General features: G+C 72.9%; 19 protein-coding genes and 1 tRNA gene. 11 read left to right on the forward strand and 9 right to left on the reverse strand.

Annotated elements, in window-relative coordinates:
* The first annotated feature begins 3 nt into the window (after positions 1–3).
* Genes FB458_RS10670 through FB458_RS10675 form a run of 3 tightly spaced genes read left to right on the forward strand, consistent with a single transcriptional unit; the run spans position 4 to position 2,766 of the window.
* On the forward strand, positions 4–1,725 hold the full coding sequence (locus FB458_RS10670) for a rhodanese-like domain-containing protein (protein WP_141848475.1): 1,722 nt from the start codon (positions 4–6) through the stop codon (positions 1,723–1,725).
* A gap of 36 nt (positions 1,726–1,761) precedes the next feature.
* Positions 1,762–1,938 (forward strand): hypothetical protein, encoded by a 177-nt coding sequence (locus FB458_RS21325; protein WP_170185643.1) that lies wholly within the window; start codon positions 1,762–1,764, stop codon positions 1,936–1,938.
* Between the two features lie 15 nt (positions 1,939–1,953).
* Positions 1,954–2,766: a sulfite exporter TauE/SafE family protein gene (locus tag FB458_RS10675; RefSeq protein WP_141848476.1), complete on the forward strand. Its 813-nt coding sequence runs from the start codon at positions 1,954–1,956 to the stop codon at positions 2,764–2,766.
* 17 nt (positions 2,767–2,783) lie between these two features.
* Here FB458_RS10675 and FB458_RS10680 read toward each other — a convergent pair whose 3' ends face one another.
* Positions 2,784–3,074, reverse strand: coding sequence for a hypothetical protein (locus tag FB458_RS10680; RefSeq protein WP_141848477.1), 291 nt, complete (start codon positions 3,072–3,074; stop codon positions 2,784–2,786).
* Positions 3,075–3,396: 322 nt separating this feature from the next.
* On the opposite strand from FB458_RS10680, the gene FB458_RS10685 reads away from it, so the two are divergent.
* From FB458_RS10685 to FB458_RS10700, 4 genes are all read left to right on the forward strand, one after another.
* Complete coding sequence (locus tag FB458_RS10685) at positions 3,397–5,007, forward strand: pilus assembly protein TadG-related protein (protein ID WP_170185644.1); 1,611 nt, start codon at positions 3,397–3,399, stop codon at positions 5,005–5,007.
* Positions 4,979–7,369, forward strand: a complete 2,391-nt coding sequence (locus FB458_RS10690; protein WP_141848479.1) for a putative bifunctional diguanylate cyclase/phosphodiesterase — start codon at positions 4,979–4,981, stop codon at positions 7,367–7,369. Before FB458_RS10685 ends, FB458_RS10690 begins: the two co-directional genes overlap by 29 nt.
* Positions 7,366–8,025 (forward strand): Type 1 glutamine amidotransferase-like domain-containing protein, encoded by a 660-nt coding sequence (locus FB458_RS10695; protein WP_141848480.1) that lies wholly within the window; start codon positions 7,366–7,368, stop codon positions 8,023–8,025. Before FB458_RS10690 ends, FB458_RS10695 begins: the two co-directional genes overlap by 4 nt.
* A 103-nt stretch (positions 8,026–8,128) precedes the next feature.
* Complete coding sequence (locus FB458_RS10700) at positions 8,129–9,175, forward strand: hypothetical protein (protein ID WP_141848481.1); 1,047 nt, start codon at positions 8,129–8,131, stop codon at positions 9,173–9,175.
* 51 nt (positions 9,176–9,226) lie between these two features.
* On the opposite strand, the gene FB458_RS10705 is transcribed toward FB458_RS10700, so the two are convergent.
* From FB458_RS10705 to FB458_RS10730, 5 genes are all read right to left on the reverse strand, one after another.
* Positions 9,227–10,792 carry a catalase gene (locus FB458_RS10705; protein ID WP_141848482.1) on the reverse strand — a complete coding sequence of 522 codons (1,566 nt, stop codon included), beginning with the start codon at positions 10,790–10,792 and terminating at the stop codon, positions 9,227–9,229.
* Between the two features lie 133 nt (positions 10,793–10,925).
* Entirely contained in the window at positions 10,926–12,905 is a 1,980-nt protein-coding gene (locus FB458_RS22130) for an oxidoreductase (RefSeq protein ID WP_342778049.1), read from the reverse strand.
* A gap of 114 nt (positions 12,906–13,019) precedes the next feature.
* Positions 13,020–13,643 (reverse strand): VOC family protein, encoded by a 624-nt coding sequence (locus FB458_RS10720; RefSeq protein ID WP_141848483.1) that lies wholly within the window; start codon positions 13,641–13,643, stop codon positions 13,020–13,022.
* A 23-nt stretch (positions 13,644–13,666) separates the two neighbouring features.
* A tRNA-Arg gene (locus tag FB458_RS10725) sits at positions 13,667–13,739 on the reverse strand.
* A gap of 71 nt (positions 13,740–13,810) precedes the next feature.
* Positions 13,811–14,824 carry a LacI family DNA-binding transcriptional regulator gene (locus tag FB458_RS10730; RefSeq protein WP_246061161.1) on the reverse strand — a complete coding sequence of 338 codons (1,014 nt, stop codon included), beginning with the start codon at positions 14,822–14,824 and terminating at the stop codon, positions 13,811–13,813.
* Positions 14,825–15,034: 210 nt separating this feature from the next.
* Here FB458_RS10730 and FB458_RS10735 point away from each other — a divergent pair, with 210 nt between their 5' ends.
* Genes FB458_RS10735 through FB458_RS10750 form a run of 4 tightly spaced genes read left to right on the forward strand, consistent with a single transcriptional unit; the run spans position 15,035 to position 19,900 of the window.
* Positions 15,035–16,393 carry an ABC transporter substrate-binding protein gene (locus FB458_RS10735; protein WP_141848484.1) on the forward strand — a complete coding sequence of 453 codons (1,359 nt, stop codon included), beginning with the start codon at positions 15,035–15,037 and terminating at the stop codon, positions 16,391–16,393.
* The gene (locus tag FB458_RS10740; protein WP_141848485.1) at positions 16,390–17,367 is read left to right on the forward strand and encodes a carbohydrate ABC transporter permease; all 978 of its coding nucleotides are present in this window, start codon (positions 16,390–16,392) and stop codon (positions 17,365–17,367) included. The genes FB458_RS10735 and FB458_RS10740 overlap by 4 nt, the downstream gene beginning before the upstream one ends.
* 2 nt (positions 17,368–17,369) lie before the next feature.
* Positions 17,370–18,200, forward strand: coding sequence for a carbohydrate ABC transporter permease (locus tag FB458_RS10745; RefSeq protein ID WP_141848486.1), 831 nt, complete (start codon positions 17,370–17,372; stop codon positions 18,198–18,200).
* Entirely contained in the window at positions 18,197–19,900 is a 1,704-nt protein-coding gene (locus FB458_RS10750; protein ID WP_425460839.1) for a glycoside hydrolase family 13 protein, read from the forward strand. The genes FB458_RS10745 and FB458_RS10750 overlap by 4 nt, the downstream gene beginning before the upstream one ends.
* Positions 19,901–19,903: 3 nt before the next feature.
* On the opposite strand, the gene FB458_RS10755 is transcribed toward FB458_RS10750, so the two are convergent.
* From FB458_RS10755 to FB458_RS10765, 3 genes are all read right to left on the reverse strand, one after another.
* Positions 19,904–20,275: a VOC family protein gene (locus FB458_RS10755; protein WP_141848487.1), complete on the reverse strand. Its 372-nt coding sequence runs from the start codon at positions 20,273–20,275 to the stop codon at positions 19,904–19,906.
* 73 nt (positions 20,276–20,348) lie between these two features.
* The gene (locus tag FB458_RS10760; RefSeq protein WP_141848488.1) at positions 20,349–20,792 is read right to left on the reverse strand and encodes a ferritin-like domain-containing protein; all 444 of its coding nucleotides are present in this window, start codon (positions 20,790–20,792) and stop codon (positions 20,349–20,351) included.
* Positions 20,793–20,869: 77 nt separating this feature from the next.
* Positions 20,870–21,757 carry a hypothetical protein gene (locus tag FB458_RS10765; protein ID WP_141848489.1) on the reverse strand — a complete coding sequence of 296 codons (888 nt, stop codon included), beginning with the start codon at positions 21,755–21,757 and terminating at the stop codon, positions 20,870–20,872.
* Between the last annotated feature and the right edge of the window lie 6 nt (positions 21,758–21,763).

Genomic DNA, 21,763 nt, shown 5'->3' on the forward strand with positions numbered 1-21,763 from the left:
ACCATGTCGTCCGAGGTCTCCATCGAGGAGCTCGCCGCCGCGCAGCGCGGCGATGGCACCGTCATCGACGTCCGCGAGCCGCGGGAGTACGCGGCCGGCCACGTCCCCGGCGCGCGGTCGATCCCCATGGGGCAGCTGGCGTCGCGCCGGGCCGAGCTCGACCCGACCAGGTCGCTGCACGTCATCTGCGCGAGCGGCAACCGCAGCGCCGCCATGACCGACTTCCTGCGCGGGGTCGGGTTCGACGCGGCGTCGGTCGTGGGCGGCACCGACGCGTGGGTCCGCTCCGGGCGACCGCTCGTCACCGGCTCCCACCCGACGGCCACCGCGCAGCCCTCGACGCGCCGGCCGGTCGTCGTGACGATCGAGACGCCGACGCTGGGCAACCGCTCCTACCTCGCGCACGACGGCCGGGTCGCCGTCCTCGTCGACCCGCAGCGGGACCTCGACCGGGTGCTCGCGGCGGCGCAGGAGGCCGGGGTGCGCATCACGCACGTCGTCGAGACCCACGTGCACAACGACTACGTGACGGGCGGCCTCGCGCTGGCCCGGGCGACCGGGGCGTCGTACCACCTCAACGCTGCCGACGAGGTGCGCTTCGCGCGCACCCCCGTCCACGACGGAGACGTCATCGACGTGTCGCCGTCGATGCGGCTGCGGGCGATCGCCACCCCCGGTCACACCTTCACCCATCTGTCGTACGCGCTCGAGGCGGTCACGTCCGTCGGCGGGTCGGCGGACACCGTGGCCGTCTTCACCGGTGGCTCCCTGCTGTACGGCGCCACCGGCCGGCCCGACCTGCTCGGCCCCGACCACACCGACGCGCTGGTCCACCACCAGTACGCCTCGGCCCACCGCCTGGCCCGCCAGCTGCCGGACCACGCGCAGGTCCTCCCGACGCACGGCTTCGGCTCGTTCTGCTCCGCCGGCTCGAGCGGGGGGACGAGCGAGTCGACCATCGGCGCCGAGAAGGCGGTCAACCCCGCCCTCACCACCGACGAGGAGCAGTGGGTGGCCGACACCCTCGCCGGCCTCGACGCCTACCCGGCCTACTACGTGCACATGGCGCCGGCCAACGTCGCCGGCCCCGACGGTGTCCACCTCGACGCCCCGGCCGTCGCCGACAGGACGGTCCTCGCGGGCCGCCTCGCCGCGGGGGAGTGGGTCGTCGACCTGCGCACCCGGACCGCGTTCGCCGCGGGACACGTCGTGGGCACGCTCAACATCGGTCTGGACGGCCAGTTCGCCACCTACCTCGGCTGGCTCGTCCCCCACGGCGCCTCGCTGACCCTCCTCGGCGAGAGCACCGCGCAGGTGGCCGAGGCTCAGCGCGAGCTGGCCCGCATCGGCGTCGACGTGCTCGCGGGCGCGGCCACCGGGGGTCCCGGGGACTGGACCGACGACGGGCTCGGTCACTTCCCGCGCGCCGTGTTCGCCGACCTGGTTGAGGTGCGCCACCACCGGACGGTGACCGTCCTCGACGTACGGCGGCAGCGCGAGCACGACGCGGGTCACCTCGTCGGCGCCCTGCACATCCCGCTGCACGACCTGGTCGCTCGACTCGACGAGGTCCCCGGCGACGCGGAGGTCTGGGTGCACTGCGCCGGTGGCTACCGCGCCTCGATCGCAGCCTCGATCCTCGCCGCCCAAGGCCGGCGCGTCGTCGCCGTCGACGACGAGTTCGACCACGCCGCGCGCGCCGGTCTGCCGCTCGCCACCACCTGAGTCGTCCGAATCCCCACCACGAGAAGGAGCTCCACCATGTGTCGTCCCGCCCACTGCACGGTCTGCGGCAAGACCACCTGGGCCGGCTGCGGCCGGCACGTCGACCAGGTCATGGCGACCGTGCCCCGTGCCGACCGCTGCCCTGGCCACTCCGACGCCGAGCGATCCGCCGCCTCGAGGGGTGGCTTCCTCTCCCGCCTGTTCGGTCGCTGACCGGCCGCCCCCACCGTGCCCCTGCTCGTGCTGCCCGTCGGCCTCGTCATCGGGCTGTCGCTGGGTGCGCTCGGCGGCGGCGGCTCCATCCTCACCGTCCCCGCCCTGGTCTACCTGCTGGGTCAGGACCCTCGCCAGGCGACCACCGGGTCCCTCGTCATCGTCGGGCTGACCTCGCTGGTCGCGCTCGTCCCGCACGCGCGGCGCGGCCGGGTCCGCGCCGGGCAGGGGCTCGCCTTCGGCGCGCTCGGCACCGCGGGCTCGTTCGCCGGGAGCGCGCTGGCCGCGCACGTCGCACCAGCGGTCCTGCTCACCGGGTTCGCCGCGCTGATGCTGCTCGTCGCGACGCTGATGATCCGCCGCTCCCGCGCAGCGGCGGCCTCGCCCGCCGCCCCCGACCTCGGCCGGGCCGACCTCGAGCCCATGCTCACCCTGCGACCGCTGTCGTGCGCCTGTCCGCGGGTGGTTCGGCTGCTCGTCACCGCCACCGTGGTCGGCTTGGTGACCGGGTTCTTCGGCGTCGGGGGCGGGTTCGTCCTCGTCCCCGCCCTCGTGCTCGCGCTGTCCTTCGACATGCCGACGGCCGTCGGCACCTCCCTGCTCGTCATCGCCGTCAACAGCGCGACCGCACTGCTGGCCCGCGCGAGCAGCGGGACGTCGCCGTCCTGGGCGGTGGTCGTCGCCGTCACCACGGTCGCCGTCGTCGGCAGCCTGGTCGGGGGCCGGCTCGCCTCGCGGGTCCCCCCGCGGCTGCTGACGCGGGCCTTCTCGGTCCTGCTCGTCGGCGTCGCGCTCTACACCGCGGCCCGCAGCCTGCCGCGGCTCTGACCCGCGGCGCCCGGCCGCTACCAGGGTGCGGGTGCCGCGGCGGTGGCGGGGACCGGGCCGGCCGGACCCGGGCAGGCCTGGCGGTGCCGCAGGCCGTCACGCAGGGCGGTGTCGCGTGCGCGACGCGCGGAGCCCGTCCACTCGCACCGGGTGCAGGTCGCCAGGAAGAAGCTGCCGTGGACGAGCAGCGAGGTCCACGCCCCCGGGACGCCGCCGGCGCCGTACGGCGGGGAGGACGAGCCCGAGCCGGGTGCGCCGAGAAGCGACGGCGCGGGTGCGGGGGGCAGGTGGAGGCGTGGGTGGTCCACCCGAGCGAGTATGCCGGTCACCGCGGCCCGGCGAAGAACGTTCTCGCACGGTGTTTCCCGCCGCTCCGAAGCTCCACCCGGTGGGTTGTTGCCGACCGGCGCCCGACCGTTCCAGGTCGAGGCGAATGTCCGGCTCGAGCGCTTTATCCGTTCGGCGGATGTTCCGTCCACCGCCCTTCCTTCACGATGAACGGGGTCTCCGACCGTGGTCCGCCTCCCCCACCACCCGCCAGGAAGCCAGGTCATGCCTCCCCGCGCCCTCCTCAGCCGTCCCCCGCGCCGACCCCTGCGCCGACCCCTGCGTCGACCCCTGCGTCGACCCTTGCGTCGACTGCTCGCGTCGACCCGACGCCGGGACCGTGGTGTCGTCGCGGTCGCGACCGCGCTCCTGCTGACGCTGCTCGTGGGGTGCTGCGGGATGGTCGTCGACGTCGGTCGCTGGTACCTCACGCAGCAGCAGGCCCAGCGGGCGGCCGACGCCGCCGCGATGGCGGGGGTGACGTCGCTGCCGGGGGACCCGACGACGGCGTACAGCAAGGCCGCGACGTACGCGGGCTACAACGGCTTCACCACCGGCGGCGGCACGACGGTGACGAGCGCGGCCACGGGGGCGGGCGGGAACCGGCTCGCCGTCACCGTGCGGACGTCGGTCAACAACTTCTTCCTCCCGCTCTTCGGGATCAACAAGACCAACATCGCCACCACCGCGACGGCCGACTACGTCGCCCCGGTGCAGATGGGCAGCCCCTGCAACCGGATCGGGCTCGACCCCGAGTCCCCGCCGAGCGTGGCCTACCCCAGCTGCAGCACGAGCACCGGCCGGCTGTGGGTCAACGTCAACAGCCCGAGCACCGAGAAGCTGCAGGGCGACCCGTACTCGGTCACCAACTGCGGTGACACCTCCAGCGGCACCAACCGCGTCGCCGACAACTGCGCGAGCCTGTCCGGCCCCAACAACGAGTACACCGCCAACGGCTTCTTCTACGAGCTCATCGTCAGCAAGCCGGGCACCCTCAACGTGCAGCTGTACGACGCCCCGTGGGTGGACACCGCCGTCTTCTGCAACAGCTCGGCCATGAACGGCCTGGCCTCGGCGCTCGGGTCGAGCGACCCGCGCTACAGCGCGGGCGCGACGAACTACTGCGACGGCGACGCCTACACCTACCCCTACCTGTCGAACTACTACACCGCGCAAGAGGCCACGACGTACACCCTGCGGTCCAACGACGGCAGCACCGACCCGCTCAGCCACTCCGTCGTCGGCGGGTCGTGCACCAAGACCTACGCGGGCTACGAGCCGGCCAGCGCCAGCCAGTTCGCCTCCGACATCACCAACAACGTGAACGGCCTCGGCGACACCTTCCACAAGTGGTCGACGCTGTGCAGCATCACCGCGACGCCCGGGACCTACATGCTCCAGGTCCAGTCGGCGCAGAACGTCGCGGGTCAGGGCATGACCAACCACTTCAGCATCCGGGCGACGTCGAGCGCCGGCAACGACGCGGTCGCCGTCTCCGGGCACCAGGCCATGGGCCTGTTCGCGCAGGACGGCGCCGGGTCGCAGTTCTACCTCGCGCGGGTCCCCACCGCCGCCGCGGGCCAGACCCTGCAGGTCGGGTTCTTCGACATCGGCGACTGCCAGGGCACGCTGTGCCACATCCAGATCGTCCAGCCCGACGGCACCCCCGCCGGCACGTGCATCGGCTCCGGCCCGGTGTCCGGGTCGCTCGGCAGCTGCGACTTCGACATCCCCTCGTCCACCTTCAACGGACGATGGCAGAAGCTCTTCATCTCGATCCCGACGACCTACTCCTGCAACGACGCCGACCAGACGGCGTGCTGGTACAGCGTCAGGTACACCGCGGGCACCCCGACCGACGTGACGGCCTGGCAGGCCAGCATCAATGGCACCCCGGTCCGGCTCGTCAACTGACACCGTCCCCACCGCGGCGTGGCGTGCTTACGCCGCGGTGGGGACGGCGCTCGTGGGGACCTACGCGCTGCTCCCGCTCGGGCTGGTCCGCGACGTCCTCTACCTGGTCCTCGGCCTCGGCTGCGTCACCGGGATCGTCGTGGGCGTGCTGCGGCACCGGCCGCAGGGCCGCTCGCCGTGGTGGTGGTTCGCCGCCGGGCAGCTGGTCTGGACCGCCGGCGACAGCACCTTCAACTGGCTGAACGACGTCCTCGGGGTCTCGCCCTACCCGTCCGTCGCCGACGCGTTCTACCTCGCCGCCTACCCGCTCCTCGCGGTCGGGGTGGTCAGGCTCGTGCGCGTACGACGCCCCCGCGCCGCGCTCGAGAGCGCGCTCGACGCCGCGGTGGTCACCGTCGCGCTCGGGTTGCTCGCGTGGGTGCTCCTCGCCGCTCCCACCGCCGGGTCCGACGCGCCGCTGTTCGAGCAGGCCGTCGGCGTCGCCTACCCCGCCGGCGACATCCTCGTCCTCGCCGGGATCGCCTGGCTCGTGACCTCGATGCCGCGCCCGCTGCCGTCGTACCGCCTGCTCGTGGCCGCCGTCCTCGTCCTCGTCGTCGGCGACGTGGCCTTCACCCTCGGGTCGTACGGGTTGTTCGACGACCCCCGCCGCCTCCTGGACCTCACCTGGCTGTCGTCGTACGTGCTGTGGGGGACCGCGACCCTGCACCCGTCGATGGCCCGGCTGTCGAGCCGCTCCGACGCGCCGGCCCCGTCGATGAGCGCCCGCCGGATCGTCGTGCTGGGCGCGTCGGTGCTCGTGCCACCGGCCCTGCTCGCGTTCGAGGCCGTCCGGGACGGCGACTTCGACATCTGGGCCTTCGTCGCGTCCTCCACCGCCATGTTCGTCCTCGTCGTCCTGCGCCTGACGCTGGCCATCCGTGCCGCGTCACGCGCGATCCGGGTGGGGGAGGACCTCAGCGACCACCTGGCCCACCAGGCCGCCCACGACAGCCTCACCCGGCTCACCAGCCGCGCGCGGGCCCTCGAGCTGCTCGACACCGCCCTGCAGCGCTCGGCCGGCCAGGGCACCGGCGTGGCCGTCCTCTTCGTCGACCTCGACCACTTCAAGCGGGTCAACGACCTGCACGGGCACGCGGTCGGCGACCACGTGCTGCAGGTCGTCGCCGAGCGGATGCGCGCCGCGGTGCGCCCCCACGACGTGGTCGGCAGACTGGGCGGCGACGAGTTCATCGTCGTCGTCGAGACCGTCGCCGGCCCGGACCTCGGACTCTCCACGGCGGCGCACCTGCTGGCCGCGATCGGCGAGGACGTCGTCCTCCCCGGCAGTGGCCAGGTCCTCTCGGTCGGGGCGAGCGTGGGGCTGGCGCTCAGCCGCGCCGGCGACGGCGAGCCGTCGGGGGCCGGGGTGGTCGGAGCGGCGCGCCTCCTGCACGAGGCCGACACCGCCGCCTACCGGGCCAAGGCGGCCGGCCGGGGGACCGTCGAGGTGTTCGACGAGGTCCTGCGTCGTCACCTGGCCGAGCGGCAGGAGCTGGAGGCCGCCCTCGACCACGCGCTCGCCGCCGGTGAGCTCGTCCTGCACTACCAGCCGGTGCTCGCCGCGGTGTCCGGGTCGCTGAGCGGGTACGAGGCGCTGGTGCGCTGGCAGCGCCCCGGCCACGGACTGGTCGGCCCGGACGCCTTCGTCCCCTTCGCCGAGCAGTCGGGCGCCATCACCCGGATCGGGGCGTGGGTGCTGCGCGAGGCCTGCCACCAGCTGGTGGAGTGGACCCGGGCGCAGCCGACGACGTACGGCGCCCTGCGGGTGGCGGTCAACGTCTCCGGTCGGCACCTGCAGGACGCCGTGCTGCTGGACGACGTGCGCACCGCGCTGGAGTCGTCCGGGCTCGAGCCCGACCGGCTGGTCGTCGAGGTGACCGAGACGGTGCTCGTCGACGTGCACGAGGTGGGCGAGCGCCTCGCGGCCGTCCGGGCCCTCGGGGTCCGGCTCAGCATCGACGACTTCGGCACCGGCTACACCTCGTTCGGGCAGCTCGCGACGCTGCCCGCCGACGAGCTGAAGATCGACCGCAGCCTGGTCACGGCGGCCACGCCGGGACGCACGGACCTGCTGCGCCTCATGGTGCACGCCGCGCACGCCTTCGGGCTCGTCGTCGTGGCCGAGGGCATCGAGGACGCGGACCAGCTCGACCTCGTGCGCGGCGTCGGCTGCGACCTCGTCCAGGGCTACCTGCTCGGCCGGCCCGCCCCCGCCGACCCGCTCCCGTGGGCGCCCCCGCGAGTGGTGGCGGGTCTGGGTGTCGAGGAGGTCGAGAAGGAGCGGGGTGACGTCGTCCTACGCGTAGGGTCCCTACCGTGAAGCTGCTGCTGACCTCCGGCGGGGTGCGGAACCCGAGCATCCGGCAGGCCCTCGACGAGCTGCTGGGTCGACCGATCGAGGACTGCTCGGCCCTGTGCATCCCCACGGCGCAGTGGGGTCACCCGATGTGCGGGCCGGTCTCGGCCCGCGGGTTCGTCGCCGGTACGCCGCCCTGGGGCGGCCTCACCTCGCTGCCCTGGCGGTCACTGGGTCTGCTCGAGCTCACCGCGCTGCCGAGCATCGGCGAGGAGCGCTGGCTGCCGTGGGTGCGCGAGGCCGACGTGCTGCTCGTCGACGGCGGCGACGCGACCTACCTGGCCCACTGGCTGCGCGAGTCCGGGCTGGCGGACGTCCTGCCGACCCTCACCGACACGGTCTGGGTGGGGGTCAGCGCCGGGAGCATGGTCCTGACGCCGCGGATCGGCTCCGACTTCGTCGAGTGGGCGGGGGCCCCGGACGACCGGGCGCTGGGGCTCGTCGACTTCTCGATCTTCCCCCACCTGGACGTGTTCCCGACCAACACGATGGCGCAGGCGCAGGCCTGGGCCGTGGAGGTCGGCGGCCCGGCGTACGTCCTCGACGACCAGTCGGCCGTCACCGTGGTCGACGGCCGCACCGAGGTGGTGTCGGAAGGGGTCTGGCACCGGCTCGGGTAACGGGGCCCGGTCGAACCCGATGCGCACCGCAACGATCGGGAGTAGCGTCGCGCCCGCCCGAGCCGGCTCCGCTCGGGGGACGACTCTGGCACGGGGGACCACGATGCACAGGACGACGACGGGCCAGGACGAGGGCACGACCGGCCGGGGCGCGCCCCCGCAGGCATCACGGCGTCGACGGTCGGTGCTGGCCGCGGTCGTGCTGGTCGCCGCCGCGGTGGTCGGGCCGCTGCTCGCCGGCGTGGCGGCCGCCCACGCCGCCCCCGACGACCGCGCGACGCTGTTCTTCATCCGCACCGCGGGCACGCCCAGCGGTCGGGTGGAGATCCACACGGCGACCGCGGCGTCGCACTACCAGCAGGCCGACCTGCACACGACGACGTACTTCCGCACCACCGAGGCCCGGCAGGGCTACTTCCAGATGATCGGCCGGACCCTGTGGTTCCTCAAGGTCTGCGAGACCGGGTCCGGCTCCTGGGAGCTGCACTCCGCCACCCCGCAGAGCGGCTACACCTCCGGGGCGCACGTCGCGCTCACCGGGACGGGAGATGCGCCGCAGGCGAACCTGCCCTGCGACCAGGCCAAGGCCCGGCTGGCCTCGTCCCGGGTGCACCTCGCCTTCCAGCCCTCGACGCCGACGACGTACCCCGTCGCCTTCATCGTGGCCTCCGGGTCGCGGCTGACGGCGTTCCTCGTCAGCTGCTCCGGTTTCGCGTACTGCCTGACGGGGGCCGACGTCACCAGCGCGGGCGCCGGGGCGACGTACGGACCGAGCGCCGGGACGGCGACGGCTCGGCCGACCCCGGTCGCTCTGGTCCCGTCGAGCGCGACGGGACGGCTCCAGGTCGTCGGGTACACCGGTGCGTGGGGCGCGGGCCAGGTGTACGGCGGCTTCGACCCGGCCAGCAACCGCTCCACCGTGTTCACCACGGGGGACGCGGCGGCGGGGTTCACCGACGTGCGGGACGTCACCGGTGACGGGGTCGCCGACGTCACCTACGTCAAGCTCGTCGCCCCGGGCACGGGGCACGTCGAGGTCTTCGCCGCGAACGGGACGTCGCCCGGGTCGCTCCTGCTCGCCTCCTCCACCTGGTTCTCGCCCTCGCTGGCGAGCGCCGGGACCTGGCAGCTGGGCAGCGCCGCGAACTGACCCGCGACCGGCCTCCCCGCGGCGCGGGGAGGCCGGTCGCGTCGTGCCGCGTCAGCGCGAGGCGTTCGCCTCGTCCTCGACATACGGGGTCAGGCCCTCCTTGGCCTCGTCCGGCATGCCCTCGGGGTTCGCCCCCGCCTGGCCGGCCCGGACGAGCTCCTCGATCTTCTTGCCGGTGTCGGCGTCGACGTTCTGCCAGTACTCGAACGCCTTCTCCAGCACGGGGGACTTCACCCCGCCGAGCAGGTGGGTGGCGACGGTGTGGACGAACTCGTCGCGCTGCTCGTCGGTCCACACCTCGCGCACCATCGCGCCCGCCTGGCTCCAGTCGTCGTCGTCCTCGCGCAGGGTGTAGGCCTGGCGGACCATCGCCCCGTCCGACTCCCACCCGTCCGGCACCTCACCGACCTGGTCGGCGTACCCGCGGCCCTGGGTGTTCGGTGCGTAGACGGCCTGGTCCCCGGTGTGGTCGTAGGCCATCGGCCCGTCGAAGCTGTAGGTGTTGGTCTCCACCACGGCCTTCGGCCGGTTGACCGGCAGCTGGTGGTAGTTGGGGCCGATCCGGTACCGGTGCGTGTCGGCGTACGCGAACGCGCGGCCGAGCAGCATCTTGTCGGGGGAGAAGCCGATGCCGGGGACGAGCGCGGACGGCTCGAACGCGGCCTGCTCGATCTCGGCGAAGAAGTTCTCCACGTTGCGGTTCAACGTCATCGTCCCGACCTCGATCAGCGGGTAATCGCTGTGCGGCCACACCTTGGTGAGGTCGAACGGGTTGAGGTGGTACGACGCCGCGTCGGCGTACGGCATGACCTGCACCGACAGGGTCCAGCTCGGGTGGTCGCCCTTCTCGATCGACTCGTAGAGGTCGCGCCGGTGGAAGTCGGCGTCCTGGCCGGCGATGAGCGTGGCGTCGTCGCCGCTGAGGCCCTGCACGCCCTGGTCGCTGTGGAAGTGGTACTTGACCCAGAACTTCTCCCCGGAGGCGTTGTACCAGAGGTAGGTGTGCGACCCGTAGCCGTTCATGTGGCGCCACGTGCGGGGGATGCCGCGGTCGCCCATGAGGTAGGTGACCTGGTGCGCCGACTCGGGGTTGAGCGTCCAGAAGTCCCACTGCATGTGGTTGTCGCGCAGGCCCGACCCGCCGCGCCGCTTCTGGCTGCGGATGAAGTGCGGGAACTTCATCGTGTCGCGGATGAAGAAGACCGGGGTGTTGTTGCCGACGAGGTCGTAGTTGCCCTCGGTCGTGTAGAACTTCAGCGAGAAGCCCCGCGGGTCGCGCCAGGTGTCGGGGCTGCCCTGCTCCCCGGCGACCGTGGAGAAGCGAGCGAGCATCTCGGTCTCGACGCCCGGCTGGAAGAGCGCCGCCCGGGTGTAGCGCGAGACGTCCTGGGTCGTGACGAAGGTGCCGTAGGCGCCGCCGCCCTTGGCGTGCACGTTGCGCTCCGGGATGCGCTCGCGGTTGAAGTGCGCCATCTGGTTCACCAGGTGCACGTCGTGCAGCACGATCGGCCCGTCAGGGCTGACGGTGAGCGAGTTGCGGTCGCTGGGGGCCGGGGCCCCGGTGTCGGTCGTCGAGCCGGTCGTCGAGCCGGTCGTGGGTCGGGCGTCGAGCGTCATGGTGAGCTCCGTTGCGGTGGGTCCGAGGGGTGTGGTCGTGGCTGCGCGGACGCAGGCGCCCGCGGGCTACCCACTGCGCGCCGGTTCATGCCCCCCGTCCCCTTCGTGGGGAGGCGGATCGGTCTCGGCTCGATCAGGGACGGGGGGCGACGGCGTCGAGCTCGGCGACCTGGTCAGGGGTGAGCTGGAGGTCGGCGACGGCGAGGTTCTCCTCGAGGTGGGCCAGTGACGACGTCCCGGGGATGAGCAGGACGACCGGGCTGTGGGCGAGCAGCCAGGCGAGGCCGACCTGCGCGGGCGTGGCGTCGAGGTCGCCGGCGATGCGCCGGACGACGGGGGCGTCGACGACCTTCGGCATCTGCGGGAACGCCGAGCCGAGCGGGAAGTACGGGGCGTAGGTGATGCCGTGCCGGGCGCAGAGCTCGAGCACGTCCTCGTCGTCGCGGGCCACGAGGCTGTAGGCGTTCTGGACCGTGACGATGCCCGCCTGCTCGACGGCCTGCTGGACCTGGGCCAGTGTGGCGGTGGAGATGCCGATGCCGGCGATGAGGCCCTCGTCGCGCAGGGCGACCATCTCGGCGAGCTGGTCGGCGAGGTCGACGTGCTGGTCGGGCATCCGCTCGTCCCCGCCGTGCAGGCGCAGGTTGACCGCGGCGAGCCGGTCGGTGCCGAGGGCGCGCAGGTTGGCCTCGACGTCCTCACGCAGCTGCTCGGGCCGCTGGGCAGGGGTCCAGGCGCCGTCGGCGTCGCGGCGGGCGCCGACCTTGGACACGAGGGCGAGGTCGTCGGGGTAGGGGTGCAGCGCCTCGCGGATGAGGGCGTTGGCGACGTCGGGTCCGTAGAACTGGGCGGTGTCGATGTGGTTGACCCCGGCGTCGACGGCGCGGCGCAGGACGGCGATCGCCTGGTCGTGGTCCTTCGGCGGACCCATGACGCCGGGGCCGGGCAGCTGCATGGCGCCGTACCCGATGCGGCGGACCCGGTAGCCGGCGAGGTCGACGGAGTCGGTCGCGGTGTGCGGCGCGGAGGTGCGGGGCGTGGGCGCGTCGGTCATGCTCCCCACCCTCCACCCGGGTCCGATGGACCGCACCCGGGGCGCCGGGAAGGACCCGTCCTCCTCCAGCAGGTCGGCGTGATGGCGCCGCGCCACGTCCGGGTGCGCCCGCAGCCGCGCCTTGAGCAGGTTGTCCCCGAAGCGGCCGGAGATGACGTTCGCCGGGTCCTGGGTGACCTCGCTGCCGGCGCTCCCCGGTGGCGTGATCGTCGGCATGACGGAGTCGAGGGCGGGGTTGAAGAAGAACGGGACCGACATCCGGGTCTGCCCGACGGGGGGCGCCACCACCCGGTGCGTGGTGGCCGTGAGGTAACCGCCGGTGGCGAACTCGAGGAGCTCGCCGATGTTGACGACGAAGGCGTCCGGGTGGGCCGGGACGTCGAGCCACCGGTCCTGGTGCCGCACCTGCAGCCCGGCCTTGCCGCGCTCGACCATGAGGAGGGTGAGGACGCCAGGGTCCTTGTGCGCGCCGACCCCCTGGCCGTCGTGCTCCGCCGTGCCGGGGTACGTGACGAGCTTGATGAGCGTCGAGGGTCGCGCGGCGAACGCGGTGTCGAACAGGTTGGCCGGTCCGCCCAGGGCGAGAGCCGACTGACGCAGCAGCCTCATGGCGACCGCGGTGCACCGGGCCTCCCAGTCCGCGACGACCGTCCGCAGCTCCGGGAGCGAGGCCGGCCACTGGTTGGGGCCCTCCAGCCTCATGAAGGCCGGGGCGCCGTCGTCGCGCACGGCCGGTCGCTCGGCCGCGATGTCGATCTGCTCGCGCCAATCCACCCGGCCTTCGGTCAGCTCGCCGCCGGTGCGGGTGTAGCCGCGGAAGTGCGGGCTGTGGGTCATGGCGATGGCGTCCTTCTCCTCCTGGGGGAGGTCGAAGAACCGCCGGGCGGTCGTGAAGAGGCCGTCGACGACGTCGGTGGGCACGCCGTGACCGACGAGGTGGAAGAACCCGACCTCGTGCGTCGCCGTCAGCAGGTCCCGGCGGAAGAGCTCGGCCGAGTGCGGGCCAGCGTCGACTCGCGCCAGGTCGAGCACCGGCAGGGCGGGAGGAGGGGTCGACATCGGGTCTCCGTTCTCGAGCGGTGGTGCCGCCTCGGAGCCTGACACACCGGGCACCTCTGGCGGCCGCGGATCAGACGTCGAGTCCGCCCAGCGCGGCGCGGGCGGTGGCGACCTTCATGTACAGCCGAAGGGGGTCGGCGCCCGTGGGGAGGAAGCGGTGGCGCCGATAGAAGGGGAGCAGCCCCTCGTTGTCGGCGTCGACGACGATGACCCGGCCCCCGCCGCGGTCGGCGGCGCAAGGAGCTCGAGGTGTCCTCCGCCCGTGCCGTCGAGGTAGATGATGCGCGTGCCGGACCGTGGCCCGGAGGTCATGAGGTGCGGCGCTCCCACGGGCCGCCAGCCGGGCCGCCCGCAGACGTCGATCACGGCATCGAGGTCACGGACGGTCAGCGCGATGTGGACCACACCGGCCTGTCCGGGGCTGGTGGGCTCGTGACCGTAAGCCAACGGGTCGTACTGCAGCAGCTCGACGCGGTGCGGGCCCAGCGTCACGGTCGCCGCGCGGATCGTCGCTCCCCGCACGCCGGTGGTGCCCCACGTGACGGCGTCGTCGAGGGTGAACGTGCGCTCGAGCGTGAAGCCGAGGCCGTCGCACCACATGCTGAGGGCGTCGTCGAGATCGGGGACGGTCAGACCCGCATGGGCGACGTCCGCGACGAGGGAAGCGGAGCTCACCCGGTCAGTATCGGCCGCCCGGACGGCGACGAACCGGGAGCCGCGCGGGCGTTCGGCGAGCATCGTGCGAGGTCACAAGCGTGGGGTGCCCCCGGGCAGATTCGAACTGCCGACACCCGCTTTAGGAGAGCGGTGCTCTATCCCCTGAGCTACGAGGGCGGGGGCGCCGGAGCGCGGCCACAGGTTATCCCAGCCGCGTGACCGGACCGCGGGGCGCCGTACGGGCGGGGTCAGGCGCGCGGGGGAGCAGTGCTGCCGCGGACGACGAGGTGCGTGGGGGCGGTGAGCGACGACGGCTCCCGGCCGTCGAGCAGGCCGAGCAGGAGCCGGCCGGCGAGCACGCCCTGCTCGCGCGGGTCCTGGCGCACGGTGGTCAGGTCGGTCAGCTCGGCCATCGGGTGGTCGTCGATGCCGACGACGGACACGTCGGCGCCCGGGCGCAGCCCGGCCCGGCGCAGCGTCCGCATCGCGCCGAGGGCGACCTCGTCGGAGTGGGCGAAGACCGCTGTCGGCGGCTCGCGGTGGCCGAGCAGCCGGCTCATCGACGCGGCGCCGTGCTCGCCGCCCCAGGGGGCGGAGACGACGAGGGTCGGGTCGACCTCGAGCCCCGCGGCCTCGAGCACCTCGTAGTACGCGGGGGAGCGGGTCGAGGTCAGGCCCGGCTGGTCGGGATCGACCGCCTCGAGCATGCCGATCCGCCGGTGCCCCAGGTGGACCAGGTGCGCCACCGCCTGGCGGCTCGCCTCGTGGTCGTCGATGTGCACGCTGGGGTACGACGCGCTCTGCCCGCCGGCCGCGACGATCTGCACCCCCATCGTCGCCAGCCGGTCCCGCTCGCCGTCCTCGACCTGGAAGCCGACGACGACGACGGCGTCGACCTTGCGCCGCGCCGGCAACCGGTCGAAGAAGTCGTGCCGGTCGCGCGAGTCGCCCACCTCGTAGAGCAGCAGGTCGAGGTCGGCGCCGCGCAGCGCGTCACCGAGCCCCTCGACGACGCTGCCGAAGAACCAGCGCGACAGGTGCGGCACGACCAGCGCCACCCGGCCGGTGTTGCCGCGGGCCAGGCGCGAGGCCTCGGGGGACACGACGTACTGGTGCTCCTCGGCGATCCGCAGGACGCGCTCGCGCGTGGCGGGGGCGACGTTCTTGGCGTTGCTCAGCGCGCGCGACGCCGTCCCCACGCCGACCCCGGCCAGCCGGGCGATGTCGACGAGGGTCACCTTCGCGGCGCTGGTCTCGGTCACGGAGGGAGCGTACCTCGACTGGAAGCGTTTTCCTTCGAACCGGACAGCCCGTGCTGCATCACGTGAGGCCCGGTCCAGATTTCTCGTGCGAAAACGTTGACGCATCACCGGCGCATGCTCCACTATCGTTACTGGAAACGCTTCCATTCGCTTCCAGACAATGTCCGGCTCGGCCCCGAGCGGGCTCCTTCACCGTCGCAGGAGGACTCCATGCACACCCCCGTCACCCGCCGCACCGCCGCCCGCACCGGCGCCCTGCTGGCCCTCGCCCTCGCCGCCGGCACCACCGCCGCCTGCTCGGCCCCAGGCCCGGCCGCGAACGCCCCCGCCGCCGACTCGACCCCGACCGCGGTGAGCACCTCGCTCCCGACGACGCCGGTCACCCTCAAGCTCTACGACGGCCAGGGCCTGAAGTCCGTCGACGACGCCCTCATCGCCGCCTTCACCAAGCAGCACCCGAACGTGACGATCACCGCGACCTACGACCCGGACAACGTCACGACGCAGAACCAGCCGCGCCAGCTCGCGTCGAGCACCCCGCCCGACCTCGTGCGCGTCATCTCCGTGACCGCCGGCACGAAGAACAACTTGCTGACCAACCTCGACGCCTACGCCACGGCGTACGGCTGGGACGAGCTGCCCGCCTCGCAGCTCGCGCAGTTCCGCGCGAAGGACGGCGTCGCCGGCGCGGGCTCGCTCTACGCCAAGGCCAGCGGCTTCACGATGACCGGCCTCTACTACGACAAGAAGGTTGCCGCCTCGCTCGGCATGACGACCCCGCCGGCCAGCCTCGACGAGCTCTCCTCGTGGATGACCAGGGCCAAGGCCGCCGGCGTGACGCCGATGGTCGTGGCCAACAAGGAGGGCGGCGGCGTCTTCCCCTTCCAGCTCATCATCAACTCCGCGATGGGCCCGAAGAAGGTCTCCGAGTGGGTGTTCAACGCCCCCGGCGCCACCATCGACACCCCCGAGGCGGTCGCCGCCGCGACGACCGTCGCCGGCTGGAACAAGGCCGGCCTCTTCCCCGGGTCGGTCAATGCCCTCGACGCGACCGCCGCCGACGCGCTCTTCGCGAGCGGCAAGGCGCTCTTCTTCCCGTGGGGCAACTGGGACGCCGCCAACCTCGACAAGACGATGCCCGGGCAGGTCGGGTTCTTCGCGATGCCGCCCGCGAGCGCCGGTGGCCAGGTCGCGGCGATGTCCGACGCCGCCACCGCCTTCGGGATCCCGGCCCGCTCGCAGCACAAGGACGCGGCGGCCGCGTTCCTGAACTTCCTCTCCAGCGACGAGGCCCGGCAGATCGCCGTCGACCACGGCTTCATGCCGAGCGGCGGCGCCGACCAGGCCCAGCCGTCGATCCCCTCCGGCTCGGTCCTCGGCGACGTCACCTCCGCGTTCGCCAAGGTCTCCGCCGCGGGTGGCCAGGTGCCCTTCGTCCAGAACGCGACCGCCGGCATCTCCAACCGCGCGTGGACCCCGGAGAGCCAGCTGCTGCTCGGCGGCAGCTCGACCCCGCAGACCTTCGTCGCCAACGTCCAGAAGTCCTACGAGGACGAGCTGAAGCGATGAGCGTCGCTCCCGGACTGCGCCGCGGGGACACCGTCACGGCCCCGACCTCCCGCCCCGCCACGGCCCGGCCGGCCGAGCGGGCCACCACCCGCCGCTGGGCCCGGCCGCAACGGTCACGCGCCCAGTGGGCCGGCTGGCTCTTCGCCCTCCCCGCGCTGCTCATGTACGCCGTCTTCGAGCTCCGGCCGATCCTCACGGCGGTCCAGTGCTCGTTCTACGACTGGGACGGCATCAGCGCGGCGACGCCGGTCGGGGTGGCCAACTACACCCGGGTCTTCACCGAGCCGCAGCTGCTCGCCTCGATCGTCCACTCGCTGGTGCTCATCGTCTTCTTCACGGTGCTGCCGGTGATCCTCGGCCTCGCCGTCGCCTCGGTCGTGCGCGAGATCCGCAGCACGTGGGCCGGCGCCGCCGCCCGCACCCTGATGTTCCTGCCTCAGATCATCCCCGGCGCCGCGTCGGCCATCGCCTGGACGTGGATGTACTCGCCCGACGGCGCGGTCAACCAGCTGCTGCGTGCGCTCGGCCTCGGCTCGCTCACCCGGGCCTGGCTCGGCGACTTCACCTGGGCCCTGCCCGCGGTCGGCATCATCGGCACCTGGCTCGCCACGGGTCTGTGCACCCTGCTGCTCATGGCCGGGATCGGCAAGATCGACACCAGCCTGTACGAGGCCGCCTCGCTCGACGGCGCGAGCCGGCTCCAGCAGTTCCGCGCCATCACGCTGCCCGGGCTGCGCGCCGAGATCGGCGTCTGCGTGACGATCACCGTCATCGCCGCCCTCGCCAGCTTCGACGTCGTCTTCATGTCGACCCAGGGCGGCCCCGGCTACTCCACCCAGGTCCCCGGCGTTCAGGTCTACCAGCTCGCCTTCACCGAGAACCGGATCGGCCAGTCGTCGGCCCTCGCCGTCGTCCTCAGCCTCCTCGTCCTCGCCGTCGTCCTGCCGCTCCAGCGCGTCTTCAAGGAGAAGTGACCATGACCGCGATCGCCCGCCTGCGCGACACCGCGCCGCGCACCGTCCTGCTCACCGCCGCCGCGCTGTTCTCGGTGTTCCCGCTGCTGTCGATGTTCTCCGCGGCGCTCCAGCCGCAGGGCACCGCCCCCGCCGGGATCTCCTTCCCGCTGCACCCGCAGTGGCACAACTTCGTCGACGCCTGGAACGTCGCCAACATCACGACGCTCGTGCAGTCCAGCGCGATCCTCGTCCTCGGCGTCGTCCCCGCCGCGATGCTCATCAGCTCGATGGCCGCCTACGCCATCGCGCAGCTGCGCATCCCCCTCGGCAACGTCTTTTTCCTGCTGCTCCTGCTCGGGCTGACGCTGCCCTACGAGATCGTCGTCGTGCCGCTCTACTACCAGATGCAGTCGATGGGCCTGCTCAACAGCCGCCTCGGTCTCATCCTCCCGCTCATCGGGCTCAACATGCCCTTCGCGGTCTTCTGGATGCGCACCCACTTCCAGTCCGTCCCCGCCGAGCTGTCCGAGTCCAGCTCGATCGACGGCGCCGGTCCGTGGCAGGCCTTCCGGCACATCCAGATGCCGCTCGCCGTGCCGGCGCTCGCCTCGCTCGGAGTGCTGATGTTCCTCAGCACCTGGAACCAGTTCCTGCTCGCCATCGTGCTCATCGACGACCCGACCAAGCGCACCATGGCCGGGGCGCTGCAGGGCTTCGTCGGCGCGCACTCCACCGACGTCGTCCTGCTCAACGCCGGCGCGCTGCTGATCATGGCGCCGACCATCCTCGTCTTCCTGCTCTTCCAGAAGTTCTTCATCCGCGCCATGCTCGCCGGGGCGGTGAAGGGATGACCGCCCTCCTGCCGTCCGCCGTCGCCGCACCGGCGACCACGGGGCGTCGTACGGTCTCGGGAATGGACCCCGACCCCGGCTGGTGGCGCGACGCCGTCGTCTACCAGATCTACCCGCGCAGCTTCGCCGACGGCGACGGGGACGGCATCGGTGACCTCCTCGGCATCCGCAGTCGGCTGCCGTACCTCGCCGACCTCGGTGTCGACGCGGTGTGGCTCAGCCCCTTCTACCCGAGCCCCCTCGCCGACGGCGGGTACGACGTCGTCGACCACCGCGACGTCGACCCCCGCCTCGGGACGCTCGACGAGTTCGACGACCTCGTCGCCGACGCCCACGCGCTCGGGGTGCGGGTCATCGTCGACGTCGTGCCGAACCACACCTCCGACCGGCACCCGTGGTTCCTCGAGGCGCTCGCCTCGCCGCGCGGCTCGCGCGCCCGCGGGCGCTACGTCTTCCGCGACGGCACCGGCCCGGACGGCGCGCAGCCGCCCTCGGACTGGCGCTCGCACTTCGGCGGCTCCGCGTGGCAGCCCGTCGGCGACGGGCAGTGGTACCTGCACCTCTTCGCCCGCGAGCAGCCGGACCTCAACTGGGACCAGGACGAGGTGCGTGAGGACTTCCTCACGACGCTGCGCTTCTGGGCCGACCGCGGCGTCGACGGCTTCCGCGTCGACGTCGCGCACGCCCTGGCCAAGGACCTGCGCCACCCGCTGCGCTCGCAGCCGCACCTCGACACCCGGCTGCCGCTCGACGGGAGCGACCCGCTCTACGACCGCGAGGAGGTCCACGAGATCTACCGGTCCTGGCGCCAAGTGCTCGACGAGTACGACCCGCCGCGGATGGCCGTCGGCGAGACGTGGACCCCGACGAACCCGCGGACCTACCTCTACTCGCGACCCGACGAGCTCGGGCAGGTCTTCGACTTCTCGCTGCTCAAGGCGCAGTGGGGAGCCGCCTCGTTCCGCGACGTCGTCACCCGGTCGCTCGCCGAGCAGCTGGCCGTGGGTGGCGCGCCGACCTGGGTGCTCTCGAGCCACGACGTCCCACGGCACGCCACCCGCTACGGGCTGCCGCCCGGCACCGACCTCGACGCCTGGTTGGCCGGCGACGGGCGGGCGGTCCCCCTCGACGCGGAGGTGGCGGCCCGCCGGGCCCGGGCGGCGACGCTGCTCATGCTCGCCCTGCCGGGGTCGGCCTACCTCTACCAGGGGGAGGAGCTGGGGCTGCTCGAGGTTGCGGACCTCCCGGCAGACCGGCTCCAGGACCCCGTCTACGAGCGCACCGGGCACGCCCTCAAGGGCCGGGACGGGTGCCGGGTCCCGATCCCGTGGACGGCGCACGAGCGCGCTTTCGGCTTCGGCGACGGCGAGCCGTGGCTGCCGCAGCCGGAGTGGTTCGCCGACTTCGCGGCGTCGACCCAGGAAGGTCGTGCGGACAGCTCGCTCGAGCTCTACCGGCGGGCCATCGCACAGCGCCGGACGCTGCGACGCCCCGACCCGGTGCGGTGGCTCGACCAGGTCGACCCCGAGGTCCTGCACCTGGCCCGCGGCGACTGGCACTGCGTGGTGAGCTTCGCGGACCGCGACCACGAGGTCGACGGCGAGCTGCTCCTCACGAGCGACCGCGCCGGCGAGCAGGACGTGCGGACCGCAGACGGTTTCGTGCTGCGGCCGGAGACGGCCGCCTGGTTCCGGCGCTGACGATCACGCGCTGCGACGGCAGACCATGAGGGCGTTGCCGTCGGGGTCCTCGAACTGGACGAGGGACACGCTGCCGATGTCCAGCACGTCCGAGGTCACCCGGGTGCCCATCCGCTGCAGGTGGTCGACGACGGCCTCGAGGTCGTCGGCCCAGAAGAAGAAGCGCGGGGGACCGTCGGCGGTGAACTCCGGTCGGGTGGCGTCGAGAGCGAGTCCCGGCCCGTCCTGCACCGGCAGGTCGAGGATCGTGTCGTCGTGCGAGGCGGGCCCGGGATCGATGCTGAGCAGGTCGCCGTACCACTGGGCGGCGCGGTGCAGGTCCCGCACCGGGATGAAGACCTGGCCGACGTGACGGTGGATGGGGGAGCCGAGCACGCGCGCCACCCTAGGACGCCGTACGGCGCCCTGCCCCCTGGGGAGGGGCAGGGCGCCGTAAGGGCGATGCGTCTCAGGCCGCGGTCTGCAGCGCCTTGATCTCGTCGCGCGCCTTGACGATCTCGGCGTGCTGGCGCTCGACGACGGTGCGGAACCCGTCGCTGAGGTCCTCCTTGAGGCCCTTCTCGTACTCGTTGACCGCGTGGTCCTCGCCGCTGACCGCGGCACCGAGGACACCCGACGGGTCGTCACCGGTGACGGCGTCCTTGAGCGAGAGCCATCCGCGGTGCAGCGCGGCCAGGGCCGAGCCGCTCTCGTCGACGTCGTCGCCGTACTGGTGGCCGAGGTCGACGATCTCCTGGGCGAACTGGGCCCGCTGCTGCGCCAGACGGTTCAGCGTCGCGGCCCACTCGGGCTTGTTGCTGTCCGTGAGCTTCTCGGCGGCGGCCTGGAAGCCCTTGTTGCCGTCCTTGAGCGTCTCGACGAGCTCCTTGGCGACCTTGGCGTCGTCCGACATGCGTGTCCTCCTCCGTCGTGGTCGCCGTGCGCGACCTTTGCCCGTGCCACTACCCGCCCGGGCCGGAGCGGAACCGGTCAGGCCGATCCGGTGCCCAGGGCCGAGGAGGGCGTCACCTGCGACGCGGGTGGCACGGACACGGCCGGCGCCGAGCCCCACTGGCTGAAGGTCATCGTCATCGTCTGCCCCGCGACCTGCATGACCACCCGCTCCGGTCGGCCCTGGGCGTCGAGCGTGTAGTCGTAGGCCAGCGGGGACTTGAGCAGCATCTCCAGCGCCTTGGGGTTCGCCGTCGTCAGCTGCGACAGCATCGGGTTGGTCGACAGCCCGGACTTGACCTGCGCGGGCGTGAGGACCAGGTGGTACGTCGTCGCCCCGGCCTCGACCTTCGTCACGGTCGCCTCGGCGCCGGGGATGGAGGGGACCGACCCGGCCCCGGCCTTGAGGGCCGACTGCAGGGCCTGGGTGGCGGGCTGGAGCGCCTTGGCCAGCCGGTCGGTGCCCTGCGGGTCGACCGACACCCAGGGCGTCGGCGCCTTCAGCTGCTGGGCGAGGGCACCCCCGACGAAGAAGCGGCCGTCGACGAACAGCACCTGCATCTGCGTCGAGCCCGCCCCGAACGTCTCGCTCACGGCGGAGTGGGCGACGTCCAGGTCGGCGCTCACGCTGGCCACCGACCCGACCGTCATCTCCTCGTGCACCGAGGAGGCGCCCTTGAGGGCGGCGGACACCCGACCGGACAACGTCGAGAGGGGGACCTTCGTGCCGACCTGTGCCGCGGTGCCGGCGCTCGTGGTGGCGCTGGTGGTCGTGCTGCTCGGCGACGGCGTCGAGGCGCTCGTCGTCGACGCCGACGGCGTCCCGCCGGCGGCGGCGGTAGAGGAGCCGCCGGAGCCGCACCCGGCGAGGAGTGCGGCGGCGGTGAGGACGGCTGCGGCACCGGCCGCGGGACGTGCGTAGGACATGTGGTT

The organism is Lapillicoccus jejuensis (assembly GCF_006715055.1).
GTDB classification, from domain to species: Bacteria; Actinomycetota; Actinomycetes; order Actinomycetales; family Dermatophilaceae; genus Lapillicoccus; species Lapillicoccus jejuensis.

What these genes read in the sequence shown, in the direction of transcription:
- FB458_RS10735 (WP_141848484.1), top strand. Translation starts at nt 15,035, where the DNA reads ATGCACACCCCCGTCACCCGCCGCACCGCCGCCCGCACCGGCGCCCTG.
- FB458_RS10670 (WP_141848475.1), top strand. Translation starts at nt 4, where the DNA reads ATGTCGTCCGAGGTCTCCATCGAGGAGCTCGCCGCCGCGCAGCGCGGC.
- FB458_RS21325 (WP_170185643.1), top strand. Translation starts at nt 1,762, where the DNA reads ATGTGTCGTCCCGCCCACTGCACGGTCTGCGGCAAGACCACCTGGGCC.
- FB458_RS10745 (WP_141848486.1), top strand. Translation starts at nt 17,370, where the DNA reads ATGACCGCGATCGCCCGCCTGCGCGACACCGCGCCGCGCACCGTCCTG.
- FB458_RS10750 (WP_425460839.1), top strand. Translation starts at nt 18,197, where the DNA reads ATGACCGCCCTCCTGCCGTCCGCCGTCGCCGCACCGGCGACCACGGGG.
- FB458_RS10690 (WP_141848479.1), top strand. Translation starts at nt 4,979, where the DNA reads ATGGCACCCCGGTCCGGCTCGTCAACTGACACCGTCCCCACCGCGGCG.
- FB458_RS10765 (WP_141848489.1), bottom strand. Translation starts at nt 21,757, where the DNA reads ATGTCCTACGCACGTCCCGCGGCCGGTGCCGCAGCCGTCCTCACCGCC.
- FB458_RS10760 (WP_141848488.1), bottom strand. Translation starts at nt 20,792, where the DNA reads ATGTCGGACGACGCCAAGGTCGCCAAGGAGCTCGTCGAGACGCTCAAG.
- FB458_RS10705 (WP_141848482.1), bottom strand. Translation starts at nt 10,792, where the DNA reads ATGACGCTCGACGCCCGACCCACGACCGGCTCGACGACCGGCTCGACG.
- FB458_RS10740 (WP_141848485.1), top strand. Translation starts at nt 16,390, where the DNA reads ATGAGCGTCGCTCCCGGACTGCGCCGCGGGGACACCGTCACGGCCCCG.
- FB458_RS10720 (WP_141848483.1), bottom strand. Translation starts at nt 13,643, where the DNA reads ATGCTCGCCGAACGCCCGCGCGGCTCCCGGTTCGTCGCCGTCCGGGCG.
- FB458_RS22130 (WP_342778049.1), bottom strand. Translation starts at nt 12,905, where the DNA reads ATGTCGACCCCTCCTCCCGCCCTGCCGGTGCTCGACCTGGCGCGAGTC.
- FB458_RS10700 (WP_141848481.1), top strand. Translation starts at nt 8,129, where the DNA reads ATGCACAGGACGACGACGGGCCAGGACGAGGGCACGACCGGCCGGGGC.